Source organism: Rhizobium sp. 01T444 (assembly GCF_056398305.1).
Genome location: NZ_JBFTPD010000022.1, coordinates 101074 through 114633 on the forward strand (window position 1 = coordinate 101074; position 13560 = coordinate 114633).

Sequence of the window (13560 nt, forward strand, 5' to 3'; positions counted from 1 at the left end):
ATTGCGGGGTGGGATTTCCTTTGAGCGAGTTTGAAAATTTTGCGGAGCTGCCCTCCAGCTCTCCGTCGACAGAGGATATTGGCTCGGAATATTTCGACCATATCAAGAAAATCAACGACATATTCTATGATCAGATCAAAATATCGGATCAGAAGGCCGCTTATATCTTTACTTTCATGCTCGCCTTTCTTGTGAGCYCCGTCGAAGTAAGGGCAGTCTTCACCTGGGCGCGCTATGCGCAGGGCACCCCGCAGGCCATTCTCTTCTCCGGGCTCCTGGCCGCAGCCTCGGTCTTTTCGATTCTGTCGGCCATCCTCGTGGTACTGCCGCGGCGGCTCGACAAATCCACATCGATGTTCTGGGGGGCATGGCCCAGACATCGCGATACCTTCTTCGAGGCGGCGATCCGGCGTGACGAGCGCTATCTCTTCGACCAGTATGTGGAAAATGCGGACATTCTCTCGCACATCGCCCGGAGCAAATACCGGTTCGTGACGATTGCCTTTCGGGGGCTGATGGTGACGGTCGTGGCTTATGTGTTGTTGCTGGTGGCAGCCTGAGTCCAAGGTCCGGTTTGGCGTTGCTGCCAGCATCACTTCAGCTTTTGGCAAAGTCCGCCGCGGTGAGGGGGACAGGCTTATAGCCGTTGATGTCGGCGATATCGTATTCCTGGCCGAGCTCGGCCGCGACCAGGACTTTTCCGGATTTCGACACCAGCGCCGGGTCTCGCCAAAGTCCCGATATGACGTGGCCGATGAATTGCGGTGACTCGGAATTGGACAGGTCGAAATATTCGGCGTTCTGCATCACGGCTTCGGTCCGCACCAGGCCGGGATAGAGCGCGACAGCGGCGACATGGTGCGGGCGCAGATCATGCGCGAAGTCTGCAGCCATCTTGTCGGCAGCAGCCTTGGCCATCCCATAGATCGCGTTGCCATCGTAGAATTGCCCTGCCCAGAATGAGATATTGACGATCAGGCCGCGCTGCGCCGAGATCATGAGAGGTGCGACTGCACGCGACATCATGAAAGCCGCCCTCAGCGCGGTGCCCATCATCGCGTCCCACCGCCAGAGGGGCTGCTCCCAGAAGGCGCGGGGCCAAGTAAAATCGCCATCCTCAACCATGTTTTCATAGCCGGGCCATGCATTGTTCACCAGAATATCCAGCCTGTTGCCGGCCCTGATCTCTTCGGCCACGCGCTCGGTCTCAGTGTCCTTGCTGTGGTCGCACTGATGAATAACAACACGCCCGGGCAGGTCCGCAGCCTCGAGCTCGAGCCCTTCCAGCGATCCCGCGCGTATGCCTTCAAGGCTCGCCTCGGAACGCGTCCTGCCGGTAACGTGCACCGTGGCTCCCTCGGCGAGCAGGGCAAGCGCAATCCCGCGGCCGACACCGCGGCTTGCACCCGTTACCAACGCGATGACATCTTTCATGTTGGCTAACCTCCTATACAGTGGCTGTTTTCAGGCGCGGCTGGTGAGCGCGCATTTGGGCTGCGGTATATCTGGGGGCAGCGTAAGATACGGTGCCACCGGGCCATTGTGAAGACCAGGGGGGGCAGCAGCTGTTCTGCCAATGATCGACTGGACGGACTGCCATTGCCGTTATTTCGGCCTGCTTCATCAAAAGGCCAGCACCATGCCGACAAGCTCAGCCGATAGCGGGAAAACGCCAATCGTTTCTCGCACATGGCGCGCGAGCGACTTCGCGGCAAGCGGCGGCGACCGGTTGGCCGCCGCCTGTCCGGTCTAGCGCGTTGCCTTCAGCTGGAGGCGAGAGACGCCTGCGGCCAGATTCACGCCGGTTCCGGTTTCGCCGCTGAGCGGCTGCAAGGCGAAATTCTTCGAATTTCCGCCCACTAGGGCATTTGCCCCGAGGCCGACGCCAACGGACGCGCTGGCAGATGCGCCGACATAGGTGCCGGCGAGAGCGCCATCGCCGACGCGCGTGGGCGCGGTGTTGACGACGATCCAGCTGAGATAGGATTTGCCGGTGACACCGACATCGAGACCGAGCTTGCCGATCGTGCCTGTATAATGCTCGACCTTGCCGGTGTTCTGCTTGAAACTGCAGTCGATCGCCTTGCTCGAGCCGACGATCATGCCGACGCCGCCGGCGACTTCGCAGGAAAGGGTGCCGAGACGTTGCCTCGGCTCATTTACGACCTGCTGGGCGGCATGTTTCGGTTGCTTGTGCTGGCTCGCGGCCTCGGCCACGGGTACGAAACCGAGGGAAGCTACAGCTGCCAGGATGACGAGATTCTTCATGAGTGTTTCCTTCCATACTCTTTTGGGGGACCGTGATAAACGCGTTCAACCCCACTTCGTTCAAACGTCGAAAGGAAACGGACCGGGCTGCAAGCCCGATCGGTCGGCAAATGGTTGCTCTAATGGTTCGGATCGATGCCTGATGCCGCTCAGGCGCTGACGGCTTCCGTCGAGCCGGAAAAATCGACCGCGGCAAAGGCTGCGGCGATCACTTCCGGGCCGACATTCGGCTTTGCGGCATCGGTCGACAGGATCTGGCGGTAGCGGCGGGCGCCGGGCAGGCCGGTGAAGAGGCCGACCATGTGGCGGGCTATATGCTGCAGACGGCCGCCTTTGGCGATATGGCGTTCGGCATAGGCCATCATGCGGTCGCGCAGATCGTTCCAATCTGGCTCCGAGGCCGCTGCGCCGTAGAAGCGCTGGTCGATCTCGGAAAGGATTGCGGCGTTCTGATAGGCGGCGCGGCCGAGCATGACGCCATCGACATGGGCGAGGTGGGCCTGCGCCTCATCCAGCGTGTGGATGCCGCCATTAATGCCGATGAAGACATCGGGGAAGCGGGCCTTCATGCGGTAGACGATCTCGTAATCGAGCGGCGGGATCTCGCGGTTTTCCTTGGGGCTCAGGCCTTTCAGCCAGGCCTTGCGGGCATGGATCCAGATCGCGTCGGCGCCGGCATCGAGCACGCGGGTCATCAACGTCGGCAAGGCCTCTTCCGGCTCCTGCTCGTCGACACCAATGCGGCACTTGACGGTGACCGGGACCTTGGCGACCTTCTTCATGGCGGCGATGCATTCGGCAACCGTTTCAGGCGTCAGCATCAGGCAGGCGCCGAAAGTGCCGGACTGGACGCGGTCGGACGGGCAGCCGACATTGAGATTGATCTCGTCATAACCATAGGGCTCGGAAATGCGCACGGCCTCGGTGAGCTTGGCCGGATCGGAGCCGCCGAGCTGCAGGGCGACTGGATGTTCGGTGCCATCAAAGGAGAGCAGGCGCTCGCGCGGGCCATGGATGATGGCGTCGGCGACGACCATTTCCGTATAGAGCAGGGCGTTGCGGCTGATCTGGCGGTGGAAATAGCGGCAGTGACGATCGGTCCAGTCGATCATGGGCGCAACCGCGAAGACCGGCGCCTTGAAATAGCGCTGGTTTGCTTCTGAAACAGCCGTCTTTGCCGTGGTCATGATCTCAAGTCTTCTTTCGTCCGGTCGTGAGTCCCGTAGCCTCATGTCGTGGCAGAGGCCCGATCCTGCAAGCTCTCGTTGGCGAAACGCCGGGGCGGGGGCGGGAATGGGACGAGGGCTTATACATGAGGCATGGCGATAAAGCGAGATGGGGTGTTGGGGCGCCGGCTGTCATCTTCCTGGAGGCTGCTTCCCGCACTTGACCCAGGTGCCGTTTTCCGGGAAGGCAACGGAGGACGATGCTGATATTCTGATGTCAGGATTGAGCAAAGCCAGAAGGCCGCAGACGCATCCATCCAACCGACCTTGCAAAGCGGATCGATGGTCGCCACGCAGCCGCAGCGAAGGAGTGCATCAGCCTCATGACGGACGATAGCGCAGGGATCAAGGCATTGCTTGCAATGCCCAGGCGAGACAACAGCGCCTATCTGGAAACGCTTCGCCTGGTGCGGGAGGCGTTCGCTGAGGCCGAGGCGGAATTTGGCGGCAAGGTTATTGCGATGACGGACAGCGCCCGAGACGAAGCCGGAAATATTGTCATCATGACCGTGATCAGGCCGGCATAGACAGGCATCGGCGGAATAAAGTGAGGCCCGAGCAGGAATGCTGCGGGCCTTTTTTATTGGAACGCCTGAGAGAGAAAGGGACGGCGAAACGAGAACAGGGGCGAGAAGATCGCCTGAATTAGAGAGGCAATTGAACCAAAACCCTTCTGCCGCGTTTTCGCCATATATAGGAGGATTTCGATGGACAACCTGCTTCTGATCGCCACCCTTTGCGGCCTCATGTCTTTCGCCATGGTCTGGCTCCAGACGAGAGAATAGTTTTCTGCGTCAAAGACTTGGCGCTTTCCCGCCCTCCCACCGGCACCGCTCTTTCCCGCGCCGGAATCCCATCCTTTGTACTGCCGTGAATCGATGGTCTTGACTTCTCCGAAAATGAGAACAAAATAAGAACAAATAAACGTTCTCATCTATGTTCTGATGGAGAGTTCGATGGCAGCAAGCCCGAGTTATTCAGGAGCAGCAGACAAGGCCATGGCCTTTGCCGCGCAGTTGCGCGCAGACCGCGAGCGCCACGAAGCGCGCAGGCGGGAAGAACAACGCCGCATCGAGGCGATGCGGCCGATCAACAAACATGTGCTGAAGGTGTTTGGCGGGCAGCAGCTGGCGCTGAAGCTGAATAGCTGAGCCATAAGATATGCCCTGCGGCAATAGAGACGTTGCGGTCAATAATGGTCGCGGGGTGTGGCTGATGCGATGGGATATATAGGGTACTGCTTGTGAGGTGCCTCGCTTATTTCTCTGATATTTTTACCAGTTTTTGAACGGGTTGTGGACGGTTCGCAATTTCAGACATAGAAGATTTGCAACTATTCAGGGTGGGGTTTCATGATGAGAATGAATTGGGCTCTGTCCGCAATCGCGGCCGGCGTCGTCGTCATTTCAATCTTTGCGACAAGTGATGCCGCGATGGCGCAGAGTGCCAATGCGCCGGCTGCCAAGGCAGAGGACAAGGCGAGCGATTATGACGATCCTTTTGTTGAAGCCATGCTCGCGGACCACCCGGCTGAAGTGCGGGCGATCAACAGGAAGCTTGTTGCAGGTGATCGCGAGGGGGCGATAGAGGCCCTGACCGACATCTATACGGAATACGGGTTGTCGGCACTTGGACGCGCCAGCGATGCCTATGCGATCGATGTGGCTAGGAAGGCAGGCGCGGTCGTTGATGTGCTTTCCAGCTGGGAGCCTGAGGGTTGCAGGTACTTCGTATCTTTTTCGGTGCATCCCGACGGAAACTCCGCTCCAGAGGTTACTGACAGCATCCGGGATTTTCGACAAGCCCAGCTTCTTGCCTACGAAGATGGAAAGTCGCGGGCGCCGGTCGCGAGATTGTCTTCAATCGAGTTTCTGGATTTGGTGAATGAGTATCTTGGAGTGAGCAACATCGAGATGAGCCTGTTTCTCATTCCCGAGAAGGTTCCGGATGCGCAGATGTGCTCGATCCTGAAGAGATATTGGAACGTCTCGGGCGTGCCGGAAGCCCGCAGAGGCGACTGGGCGAGGGATGTCATTTCAGTCAAGCAATAGAGTCGCGTGTGGGCTGTCGCCGCCGGTGACGCCGCGCATGCTGCCCGGCAAAGCGGCACAACTGATGGTCTTTGATAAAGAATTGCAACTATTGGGGTGGGTTTCGTGAAAAGATTATTATCGCTGCTGGCTGCCGTCGCGTTCCTCGCATCGGGCGCAATCGCGCAAGATGCCAAGGAAGATCCTGTGGATATGGTGATCCGATTGACCGGACGGATAAATCCTTATCTACAGGCCATTTATCGGGATCGCAGGGATATCGTACTGAAAGTCTACGCGGAGACGGGCCGTCAGAAATGGGTTGAACAGAAGAAAACCCTTGCGACGGTCATCGACAGGTATGGCACTCCGGCCCTCTCGCGCGCAGGCGACAGTGCCGTGATTGCAGTCATGGACAAGACGGCCGCGCTTGCCGATATCGTGGCCGCCAAATATCCCGAAGGCTGCGAGTATTTCTTCACCGGCAATATGCCTGACTGGTATTCCGTTGTGGAAGTCAGAAACGGTCGGATGGATGATCTGCGAGCGAAAACCTATGCTTATGAGGATGGGAAATTCCGCGCTCCGGTTGCCTTGATGTCCGGCAAGGAGCTGTACCGGATCATGACGCGGTACCTGGGAATGACCGGGAGCGAGATAGACAAGGTGCTGAAAGCTCCTGCCGGGGTGAGCGACCAAGACATGTGCTCGATCGCAAAGAAACTCTATAACGTACGCGCTTTGCCAAAAGAGCTGCAGGGCGATTGGGGCAGGGCGTTGCTCTCGCTGGGTCCGTCCCCGGAGAAGCAAAAGCCTGCCGCAGATGCGAAGCCCGCATCGGACTCGGCTGCGCAGGAAACGAAGGCTGGCTCCTTCGAAAAGGAGATGCAGGTTCTCGCTGGTATCAATCCTTTCGTTCACGCGGTCTTCATGGATCACGAGGATGAAGCGCGGCAGCTGTTTGCCAAGGCCGAAGCCTCGGGGGGCAATATCGATCCGCGAGCGCAAGCAGCTGCCATGGTGGCCAAATACGGCAATCCTGCGCTGTCGCGGGCAAGCGATGCCATTGCGATCGATGTCTTGAAGAAGACGGCTGCGCTCAACGAGGCTCTTGCGCGATACTATCCGCAGGGCTGCAAGGATCTTATGAGTATGCGGGTGTCTCAGACCGCGCAGGCCGTTCCACAGATCAAGGAGAGCTATTGGCAAGTTATGGAAGCCAAGCGCCTGGCCTATGAGGACGGGAAAATGCGGGAGCCCGCGACCGTTACGCTGACCGCTCAGGACATCGTGCAAATGATCACGCAGCGCCTGGGCGTGACCATGGACGAATTGAATAAGCTGACGAAACTTGCCGAACTCAGCGACGAAGAGGCTTGCTCGATAACGATGAGGCTCAACACGATCGATCCCGTTCCAGAGGCGCAGCGCGGCAGCTGGGCGAGGGCCGCCATGTCATGGAGCGGCTGAGTCTTGCCGCTGGGAGCCGTTTCACCGCCCGATATCGGCGGAACTTGCGGGCGGGTACGCCAAATCACGCTCGCAGGTCCTGTTAAGCCAGCGAGCGTGAACGGCAGTTGCGACAGACGACCGGTCTTGCGCCTCAGCGACCCTGGAAGATCTTGACGAGCTTCGGGGTATAGCGACGATTGCTGAGGTCGAGCGTGTCCTGATAGGTGGCGCGACCGGAGACGAGGGCCTTCAGATACCGGCTGCAGGCAACGCGCGGGGCATCCTTCTCCGATACGTTCATGACGACAGCTGCGTTGCGATGCCAGGCGGCATCGGTTGCACTCATGCGCTTGGTGCACATGTTCAGAACTTCGGTCCGTGCCCGCGGGCTGCCCTGCAGCATCGTCACCGTTGCATCGTATTCCTGCTCGGTCGGCGCGCAGCCGGCGAGAAGTCCTGTGGCAAGCAATATCATTGCAATATAAGCACGCATGATTATCCCTCAATATAATGCGGCAGCGTTTGTGCTGTGATGGCGAGGATTCCTTATTTTGATTCTCGCCTCGCGGGAATTATACTTTTGGGATTTTTCGATTTATTCTAAACAGAGTTGAAAATTGCGGGCGTGGATGACGCGCGTGTGGCAGCGGTGTTGTCAATGTACCCCGAGGTGCGGATGCCGGTTATTTGCGCGCAGCGGTTTCTTCCGTCGCATCAATGATGATGCTGGCTCCCGCCTCATCGATGATGATGCTGGACGGCGGCAGGCCCTGGATTGCGAAACGGCTTTCAAATTCGGTATTCCCGGTTTGCCGCAGGATCTGCTGCCTGTCCTGCATGATCCTTATTGCTGTCAGCAATGCTTCTTCGCGGCGCATGCCGCGTCTGAAGAGAGCAAGTGCCTTGCTGGCAGCCTGTGCGAACAGCTCCGGCGCTGCGGCTTCGTCATATCCGGCGCTTTTGAGTACGCGTGAAAGCAGGTTGATATCGTCGCCGTCGAGAAAGGTCTGATGGATGGAGGAAGACATCGCGTCCTCCTTTCGGTCGGGGCCAGGGTGTGGATGCCCTTAACCAACAGCGCCCGGAAAGATGGCTGCTGACCAGCCAACATGCGCCTGTTTTACCAGCGCGGCAACGGGCGAAAACCAAATAAAAATAAATGTAACCTTGTTATGAACACAAACATAGCCTATCTCTTCAAAATCGAATTTGCTTCGTTAGCTTCGTTTTTGCGCAAAGGCGCATTGGCTAATCTTTCCTCTCAAGCTCGACCATTTACGGCCCGCATCCAGCGGGCGCAGTAATTCTATGCGATTGAAAGGAAAATCGTTATGAATACAGGTATTGTAAAGTTTTTTAACACGGCAAAGGGCTTCGGCTTCATCTCGCCTAAGGATGGCTCGCCTGACGTGTTCGTTCATATTTCTGCTGTCGAACAGTCCGGCATGTCCTTCCTGCGTGAAGGCCAGTCCGTGAGCTTCGATCTGGTGCAGGACCCCCGCAGCGGCAAGAACGCCGCGCAGAACCTCGCCTCTGAATAAACAATCGGCTCGCACCCCCGCTTTGACCACGGATGTACTGGCACTGCGGACTTGCGAACCCTGGAAAGGTCGGGCCAGCCCCGGCCTTTTTATTTGCGAGCAACTTTCCGGGAGAGAAAAATGAGCAAGACAGACGCAGCACAGCTGCTTCGACGTGCAGAGCGCCAGCTGGCCAACACCAGCGGCGGCGGGCACCTTGGAGGCACGAATTTCGGTCAGGCGCTGGACGCCAAGACGTCGTCAGCCAAAGACAAGAACGACAAAAGCCGCAAGCCACAGCGCGGAAGATAAGTCCGGCGGGCCACCCGCCAGGTCAAAAAAAGCGCTCAGCCATACGAGGTGGCTGAGCGCTTTTTTATTGCCGCCGCACTGGGTCTACAGCTTCTCATAAAAAATCCGCGGCCGCGCCTCAATATCCAAAAATTAGGACTATCAAAATTAAAGGACACCGGCTTTGCAGCCGGTCGACCGGCGCGTCAACCGCAGGCCAGTCCATCCCCGCCGACAGCAGCGGCTCAATGCTTGCTGTTGTTGCGAGCCGGATGGGCCATCTGGAAATTGCCAAGGAGCGTGATCGCCTCCATGACGACAGCGTTGGTCGTCGGCGAAGGATCATGCGCCAGTATCTGCGCATCGGCGCGCAGGCGCTCGGCCAGACAATCCATGGCCTTGTACGCCTCGTCGCCCTGCTGGCGGGCAATCACGGCTGAGAATTGCAGCGCGTCGCTCAGAAGCTTGAGGGTCTCCAGGCGTTCTTCGAGCGACATATCGTTTATCGGAGGCTGGGTGGTCATGGCCATAAAAGCCGAGCTTGCGGGGTCATGGGAGATGACACCGGCTTACTGATACCGCGAGCGGCGGACGGCAGGCTTGCGCTTGGCTTTTGCTGCGACAGGCTCGCCCACCTCCTGAAGGCTGCTTGCCTCACGCTCCAGCCGCAAGGCGCGCAGCTTCGCCGTCTTTGCATCGCGCTGGCGCGCCTCGGTCGCCATAATTGCATAGGCCGCGTGAGGCGGTTCCTCGGTCTTGCGGGCGGGTGGGCGGCCCTGTTGTTTGAAAAAGCGCTCTTTGGTGGCTGCCATGGTGTTTCCTAGCGCCGGGGGACAGGCCGCAACGGGCTTGTCGAGAGAGGGGATTTGGCTCGGCGCCGACGCGCGCTAGGACAAACTTTATCCTATCCAAACTAGGCTTTTAGCGGGCTTTTACAAGGGCCGCCGCACCCCCTCCGGATGCGGCTCGGCGCTTCCCTCAGGTCGACTGTTGGGGGAAAGCAAGCGACCCATTGGGATCGCAAGCGACCTCGTGGTCAATGCAATGTCGACTTGTTGCCCGAATGGCTCAGCTCGAAGCGCCCGAGCAGGTTCATGGCTTCGGCAATGACATCAATGGCGACCTCGGAGCGATCGGTCGATATTGCAGCGCCATCGCGCAGCAGCCTGTCGGCCAACTCCTCCAGCGGCTTGCAGAGCATGTCGCCTGCCTGCCTGGCGACGATCGCCGAAAAATGCAGCGTCTGGCTCAGCCGCCGCAGCGTATCGGCGCGCTCCTCTGTACTCATCTCTTCAATACGCTTCGGTTTTTTCATGCGCTCTCCTTCGAAAGGTGGCGCATCCAGATGGCGACGCGGTCGCCGAACAGGCCATTAGGGGTAATCTAGAGCATTTCCGTTTTTATTCGAATCATGAAGATGCTCTGTCTCTTCGTTTCACACAGTTCCTGACGCAAAACCGCTGCGCAGCTTTGCCGGAATTACTGCTGCCGGCGATCACGCCCGCTTTGTCGTCAGAATAGCGAGCGTGAAGGGCAGGCGTGACAGGCGGTCAGCCTATCGGCCCTGGAAGATCTTGATCAGTTTCGGGGTGTAGCGGCCATTTTTGATGTCGAGCGTATCCTGATAGGTTATGCTGCCGGAAACGATCGCTTTCGTGTATCGGCTGCAGGCAACTTTCGGRGCGTCCTTTTCTGCCACGTTCATCACGACAGCGGCGTTATGGCGGGCCTTCTTGTCGGAAAAGCCGAGGCGCCTTATGCATTCATCCAAAAGTCCGTTTCTCTCACGCTCGCTGCCTCGCAACACTCTGACAGCTGCATCATATTGCTTCTCGGTCGGCACGCAGCCGGTGAGCAATCCGGTGGCGATCAGTGTCATTGCAATATAGGTGCGCATGATTATCCCTTAATTATGCTGCTGACAGCGCTTGTGCTGTGACGGACAGGGCATCTTTATTTTGATTCTCGCTTCGCGGGAATTATGTTCTTTGCATTCTTCAATTTATTCTAGATTCGGTTGAAAATTGCATGAGTGTGGGTGATGCGCGTATGGCGGCGGGGCTGAAGGCTCTTGTTGCCGATGTCGTGGAGGAGCCGCCTTTCGGTGGGGATGGAGGATAATGAGATGCAGGCATTGGAGACGTCCAATCGCGAACTCAACGCCCTGATGGCGGAGGCGATGGCCTTTGCCGGCGATTACTGGGCCTCGCTCGAAGAGCGGCCTTCCTATCCCATGACCAGCAGTGCCGAGACGGCGCGGCTTTTCGATCGGCCCTGGCCGGATGAGGGCAGGGGCAGAGCGGTTCTCGATGACATAAGGGCGATGGCCGAGCATGTGCGGCCCTCGACGGGGCGGTTCTTCGGCTATGTCGCGGGCTCGGGCGAGCCGGTCGGCGCTGTCGGGGATTTTCTGGCCTCCGTGTTCAACCAGAATGTCACCTCCTGGCGCTCGGCGCCGGCGGCTGTCACCATCGAGCGCGCCGTCATCGGCTGGCTGGCGGAGGCGATCGGCTGTGGCGGCTTTTCAGGAAGCCTCTGCGGCGGCGGCTCGATGGCCAATCTCATGGGGCTGGCGATCGCGCGGGAAAACAAGCTGCCCGCCAATGAGGAGGGTGCGCGGCCGGGTGTCGTCTATGCCTCGCAGGAGGTGCATATGTCGATCCCCAAGGCGATGGCGCTCTTGGGTCTTGGCCGCAGCAACCTTCGCCTGATCCCCGTCGATGCGGATTTCCGCATGCGGACCGATGCGCTAACCGCGGCAATCGCCGATGACCGGAAGGAGGGCAGGGCGCCGCTTGCCATTGTCGCCAGCGTCGGTTCGGTCGCGACAGGGGCGATCGATCCGCTGCGCGAGATTGCCGGCATTGCTAAGGCCGAAGGCCTCTGGCTGCATGTCGACGGCGCCTTCGGTGTGCTGGCGGCTCTTGCCGCGCCGGAAAAGTTCGACGGGCTCGATCTTGCCGACACGGTCTCGCTCGATGCGCATAAATGGCTTTACCAGCCGATCGATTGCAGCTGCCTGCTTTACCGCGAGCGCGATGCGGCGCGCAAAACCTTCTCCCACAGGGGCGACTATGTAAAAATCTTCAACCAGGATCCCGGCCAGGCCTTCGCCTTCTTCGACGAAACGATCGAGCTTTCCCGCCGTTTTCGGGCGCTGAAGCTCTGGCTGTCCCTGCAATATCACGGCCGCGAAGCCTATCGCGAGGCGATCGCCCGCGATCTCAGGCACGCCCAACTGCTCGCAACCGCCATCCAGTCCCACGAGGAGCTGGAACTGCTGGCGCCGGTGCCGCTCAGCGCCGTCTGCTTTCGCCATCGCAGCAAGAGCAACGAGGCCATTCTGCAGCGGGTGATTTCGCGCGGACGGGTGTATCTCTCGAATGCGACGATCAACGGGGAGTTTGCGCTGCGGGCGTGTTTCGTGAACCACCGGACGCGGCCGGAGGATGTGGCGGAGATTGTCGCTGAGGTGGTGGAAGCGGCGAGGGAGGTGAATGAGTGAGGTATTGGAAAACAGGATGGAAGCATAAATAGCTTAGCCCCCTCATCACGCCAGGCGATCGCAAGGTGCAGACGAGATATAAGAGCACGGAAACCGTGCTTTTACGCGGTATTTGTGACGCTGAGGGCTGCGAGAGCTAACCTCATCACTCAAATGAAGATTGCCTATCGTCGTCATTGTGACTTGTCGAAGCATAAGAACTTCTAGAGAGCAATGCGTACTCGTCGCATCGCTCACAAGCGGCACCCAGTTGTAGTTCCATCTGGGATAGTCGCGGGCAATTTTCTCAAATTGTGGAATCTGTCTAGACGTTGAGTAGTCCATCCAGTTGATCAGATTGCCGTCGACCCTTCAGAGCTCTCGCAGTTGTTTTTGAAACGCGCGACGAATGGCGTGTTTATGGGCCGGTCGTTTGGAGTTGTTACCTGAGGAGAGCAATTCCCCTTCATAGAACAGCCTGAATTTCACATATTCCTCCAAGTCACTTGTCTGAAGATATTCCGCGATCAAACGAGCAATTCGAGATATTGTCGAGTATCATCAACCATCCTTTGCAGGCTAAGGCGTGTTATCGCTCAATTGCAGTAGTGACTGATGCGGAAGCATTTGCGTAGACTAGAGCGAAGGCTTCAGGACTCGACGTTGCTGCCCAATGCTCGCTCGGCTATCTGCCCATACGCCTCCGCTCGCTCCTTCGCCCGCACCGCCTTCCACACCAGCACGCCCGCCACGACCAGCCCAATCAGCATCACCGCGCCAAGCACCAGCAAATTCGGCTCCGTCGGCAGCACTGCACCTGTGCCCGCGCCACCCGACGCCGAGATCGCAATCGCTGCACCCGCCTTCCGCAGCGTCGCGGCAGCCTTCCCCGCCTTGCTTGCCTCATCCGCCAGCGCTGCCTTCACATCCACGCCCGGCTGGCCGCGCAGGAACATCGCAACGGCCTTCGCCTCGACCTTCGCCACGCGCGCCGACCAGCCCTTGCCGTAGGTTTTCCAGATCGCCAGGCTTTGCATGAAGGTAAGCGCGATTTTCGATGCGCATTGACGGCGGTTGACGGATACTCGCGCTTAGCTGGGTAGCAGTACCCAGCCTTATCAGGCCGCGATGGTCTTGGAGTAATTGAACGGCAGCAGGTCGCCAATGTCGGCAGTTTCTTCGCGCTGAGGCAACTCAGTGAGGACGTGGCGCAGCCAGGAGAGCGGATCGACGCCACAGGCGCGGCAGGTCAGCATCAGACTGTAAATCACCGCGCTTGCCCTGGCTCC

The 13560-nt window shown here is 58.7% G+C and carries 20 protein-coding genes; 8 read left to right on the forward strand and 12 right to left on the reverse strand.

Features of this window, described 5'->3' with window-relative positions; genetic code table 11:
• The first annotated feature begins 20 nt into the window (after window positions 1-20).
• Complete coding sequence (locus AC1DTN_RS25740; RefSeq protein WP_477923193.1) at window positions 21-560, forward strand: Pycsar system effector family protein; 540 nt, start codon at window positions 21-23, stop codon at window positions 558-560.
• A gap of 37 nt (window positions 561-597) precedes the next feature.
• On the opposite strand, the gene AC1DTN_RS25745 is transcribed toward AC1DTN_RS25740, so the two are convergent.
• The 3 genes from AC1DTN_RS25745 to dusA all read right to left on the reverse strand — a co-directional run bounded on the left by AC1DTN_RS25745 (window position 598) and on the right by dusA (window position 3455).
• A complete protein-coding gene (locus tag AC1DTN_RS25745) occupies window positions 598-1434 on the reverse strand; it encodes an SDR family NAD(P)-dependent oxidoreductase (protein WP_113325329.1) in 837 nt (278 codons plus the stop codon).
• Between the two features lie 315 nt (window positions 1435-1749).
• Window positions 1750-2268 carry a DUF992 domain-containing protein gene (locus AC1DTN_RS25750; protein WP_477923195.1) on the reverse strand — a complete coding sequence of 173 codons (519 nt, stop codon included), beginning with the start codon at window positions 2266-2268 and terminating at the stop codon, window positions 1750-1752.
• Between the two features lie 149 nt (window positions 2269-2417).
• The gene (gene dusA, locus AC1DTN_RS25755) at window positions 2418-3455 is read right to left on the reverse strand and encodes a tRNA dihydrouridine(20/20a) synthase DusA (protein ID WP_477923196.1); all 1038 of its coding nucleotides are present in this window, start codon (window positions 3453-3455) and stop codon (window positions 2418-2420) included.
• 362 nt (window positions 3456-3817) lie between these two features.
• On the opposite strand from dusA, the gene AC1DTN_RS25760 reads away from it, so the two are divergent.
• Window positions 3818-4021, forward strand: coding sequence for a hypothetical protein (locus tag AC1DTN_RS25760; RefSeq protein ID WP_113325332.1), 204 nt, complete (start codon window positions 3818-3820; stop codon window positions 4019-4021).
• 53 nt (window positions 4022-4074) lie between these two features.
• On the opposite strand, the gene AC1DTN_RS25765 is transcribed toward AC1DTN_RS25760, so the two are convergent.
• Complete coding sequence (locus tag AC1DTN_RS25765; protein WP_477923198.1) at window positions 4075-4428, reverse strand: hypothetical protein; 354 nt, start codon at window positions 4426-4428, stop codon at window positions 4075-4077.
• A gap of 64 nt (window positions 4429-4492) precedes the next feature.
• Between AC1DTN_RS25765 and AC1DTN_RS25770 the strand changes: the two genes are divergently transcribed.
• The 3 genes from AC1DTN_RS25770 to AC1DTN_RS25780 all read left to right on the forward strand — a co-directional run bounded on the left by AC1DTN_RS25770 (window position 4493) and on the right by AC1DTN_RS25780 (window position 6994).
• Window positions 4493-4645: a hypothetical protein gene (locus AC1DTN_RS25770; protein WP_246778895.1), complete on the forward strand. Its 153-nt coding sequence runs from the start codon at window positions 4493-4495 to the stop codon at window positions 4643-4645.
• A gap of 282 nt (window positions 4646-4927) precedes the next feature.
• A complete protein-coding gene (locus AC1DTN_RS25775; RefSeq protein ID WP_477923199.1) occupies window positions 4928-5545 on the forward strand; it encodes a hypothetical protein in 618 nt (205 codons plus the stop codon).
• A 105-nt stretch (window positions 5546-5650) separates the two neighbouring features.
• Window positions 5651-6994, forward strand: a complete 1344-nt coding sequence (locus AC1DTN_RS25780) for a hypothetical protein (protein ID WP_477923201.1) — start codon at window positions 5651-5653, stop codon at window positions 6992-6994.
• Between the two features lie 133 nt (window positions 6995-7127).
• On the opposite strand, the gene AC1DTN_RS25785 is transcribed toward AC1DTN_RS25780, so the two are convergent.
• Window positions 7128-7469, reverse strand: a complete 342-nt coding sequence (locus AC1DTN_RS25785) for a hypothetical protein (protein WP_477923202.1) — start codon at window positions 7467-7469, stop codon at window positions 7128-7130.
• Between the two features lie 190 nt (window positions 7470-7659).
• Window positions 7660-8004: a hypothetical protein gene (locus AC1DTN_RS25790; protein ID WP_439015658.1), complete on the reverse strand. Its 345-nt coding sequence runs from the start codon at window positions 8002-8004 to the stop codon at window positions 7660-7662.
• A 303-nt stretch (window positions 8005-8307) separates the two neighbouring features.
• Between AC1DTN_RS25790 and AC1DTN_RS25795 the strand changes: the two genes are divergently transcribed.
• A complete protein-coding gene (locus AC1DTN_RS25795; RefSeq protein WP_007826441.1) occupies window positions 8308-8517 on the forward strand; it encodes a cold-shock protein in 210 nt (69 codons plus the stop codon).
• A 120-nt stretch (window positions 8518-8637) separates the two neighbouring features.
• Window positions 8638-8808: a hypothetical protein gene (locus AC1DTN_RS25800; RefSeq protein ID WP_310386614.1), complete on the forward strand. Its 171-nt coding sequence runs from the start codon at window positions 8638-8640 to the stop codon at window positions 8806-8808.
• Between the two features lie 224 nt (window positions 8809-9032).
• Here the strand turns inward: AC1DTN_RS25800 and AC1DTN_RS25805 are convergent, their stop codons facing one another.
• From AC1DTN_RS25805 to AC1DTN_RS25820, 4 genes are all read right to left on the reverse strand, one after another.
• The gene (locus tag AC1DTN_RS25805; RefSeq protein WP_310386612.1) at window positions 9033-9284 is read right to left on the reverse strand and encodes a hypothetical protein; all 252 of its coding nucleotides are present in this window, start codon (window positions 9282-9284) and stop codon (window positions 9033-9035) included.
• A 72-nt stretch (window positions 9285-9356) separates the two neighbouring features.
• Window positions 9357-9599 carry a hypothetical protein gene (locus AC1DTN_RS25810; protein ID WP_477923204.1) on the reverse strand — a complete coding sequence of 81 codons (243 nt, stop codon included), beginning with the start codon at window positions 9597-9599 and terminating at the stop codon, window positions 9357-9359.
• A 224-nt stretch (window positions 9600-9823) separates the two neighbouring features.
• On the reverse strand, window positions 9824-10102 hold the full coding sequence (locus AC1DTN_RS25815) for a hypothetical protein (RefSeq protein WP_025669006.1): 279 nt from the start codon (window positions 10100-10102) through the stop codon (window positions 9824-9826).
• Window positions 10103-10342: 240 nt separating this feature from the next.
• Window positions 10343-10684, reverse strand: a complete 342-nt coding sequence (locus AC1DTN_RS25820) for a hypothetical protein (protein WP_477923205.1) — start codon at window positions 10682-10684, stop codon at window positions 10343-10345.
• A 228-nt stretch (window positions 10685-10912) separates the two neighbouring features.
• On the opposite strand from AC1DTN_RS25820, the gene AC1DTN_RS25825 reads away from it, so the two are divergent.
• Window positions 10913-12292: a pyridoxal phosphate-dependent decarboxylase family protein gene (locus AC1DTN_RS25825; RefSeq protein ID WP_477923207.1), complete on the forward strand. Its 1380-nt coding sequence runs from the start codon at window positions 10913-10915 to the stop codon at window positions 12290-12292.
• Window positions 12293-12921: 629 nt separating this feature from the next.
• On the opposite strand, the gene AC1DTN_RS25830 is transcribed toward AC1DTN_RS25825, so the two are convergent.
• Together AC1DTN_RS25830 and AC1DTN_RS25835 are read right to left on the reverse strand one after the other, a co-directional pair.
• The gene (locus AC1DTN_RS25830; protein WP_477923208.1) at window positions 12922-13308 is read right to left on the reverse strand and encodes a hypothetical protein; all 387 of its coding nucleotides are present in this window, start codon (window positions 13306-13308) and stop codon (window positions 12922-12924) included.
• Between the two features lie 81 nt (window positions 13309-13389).
• The coding region (locus AC1DTN_RS25835) for a transposase domain-containing protein (protein ID WP_477923213.1) at window positions 13390-13560 on the reverse strand (171 nt) is incomplete at its 5' end.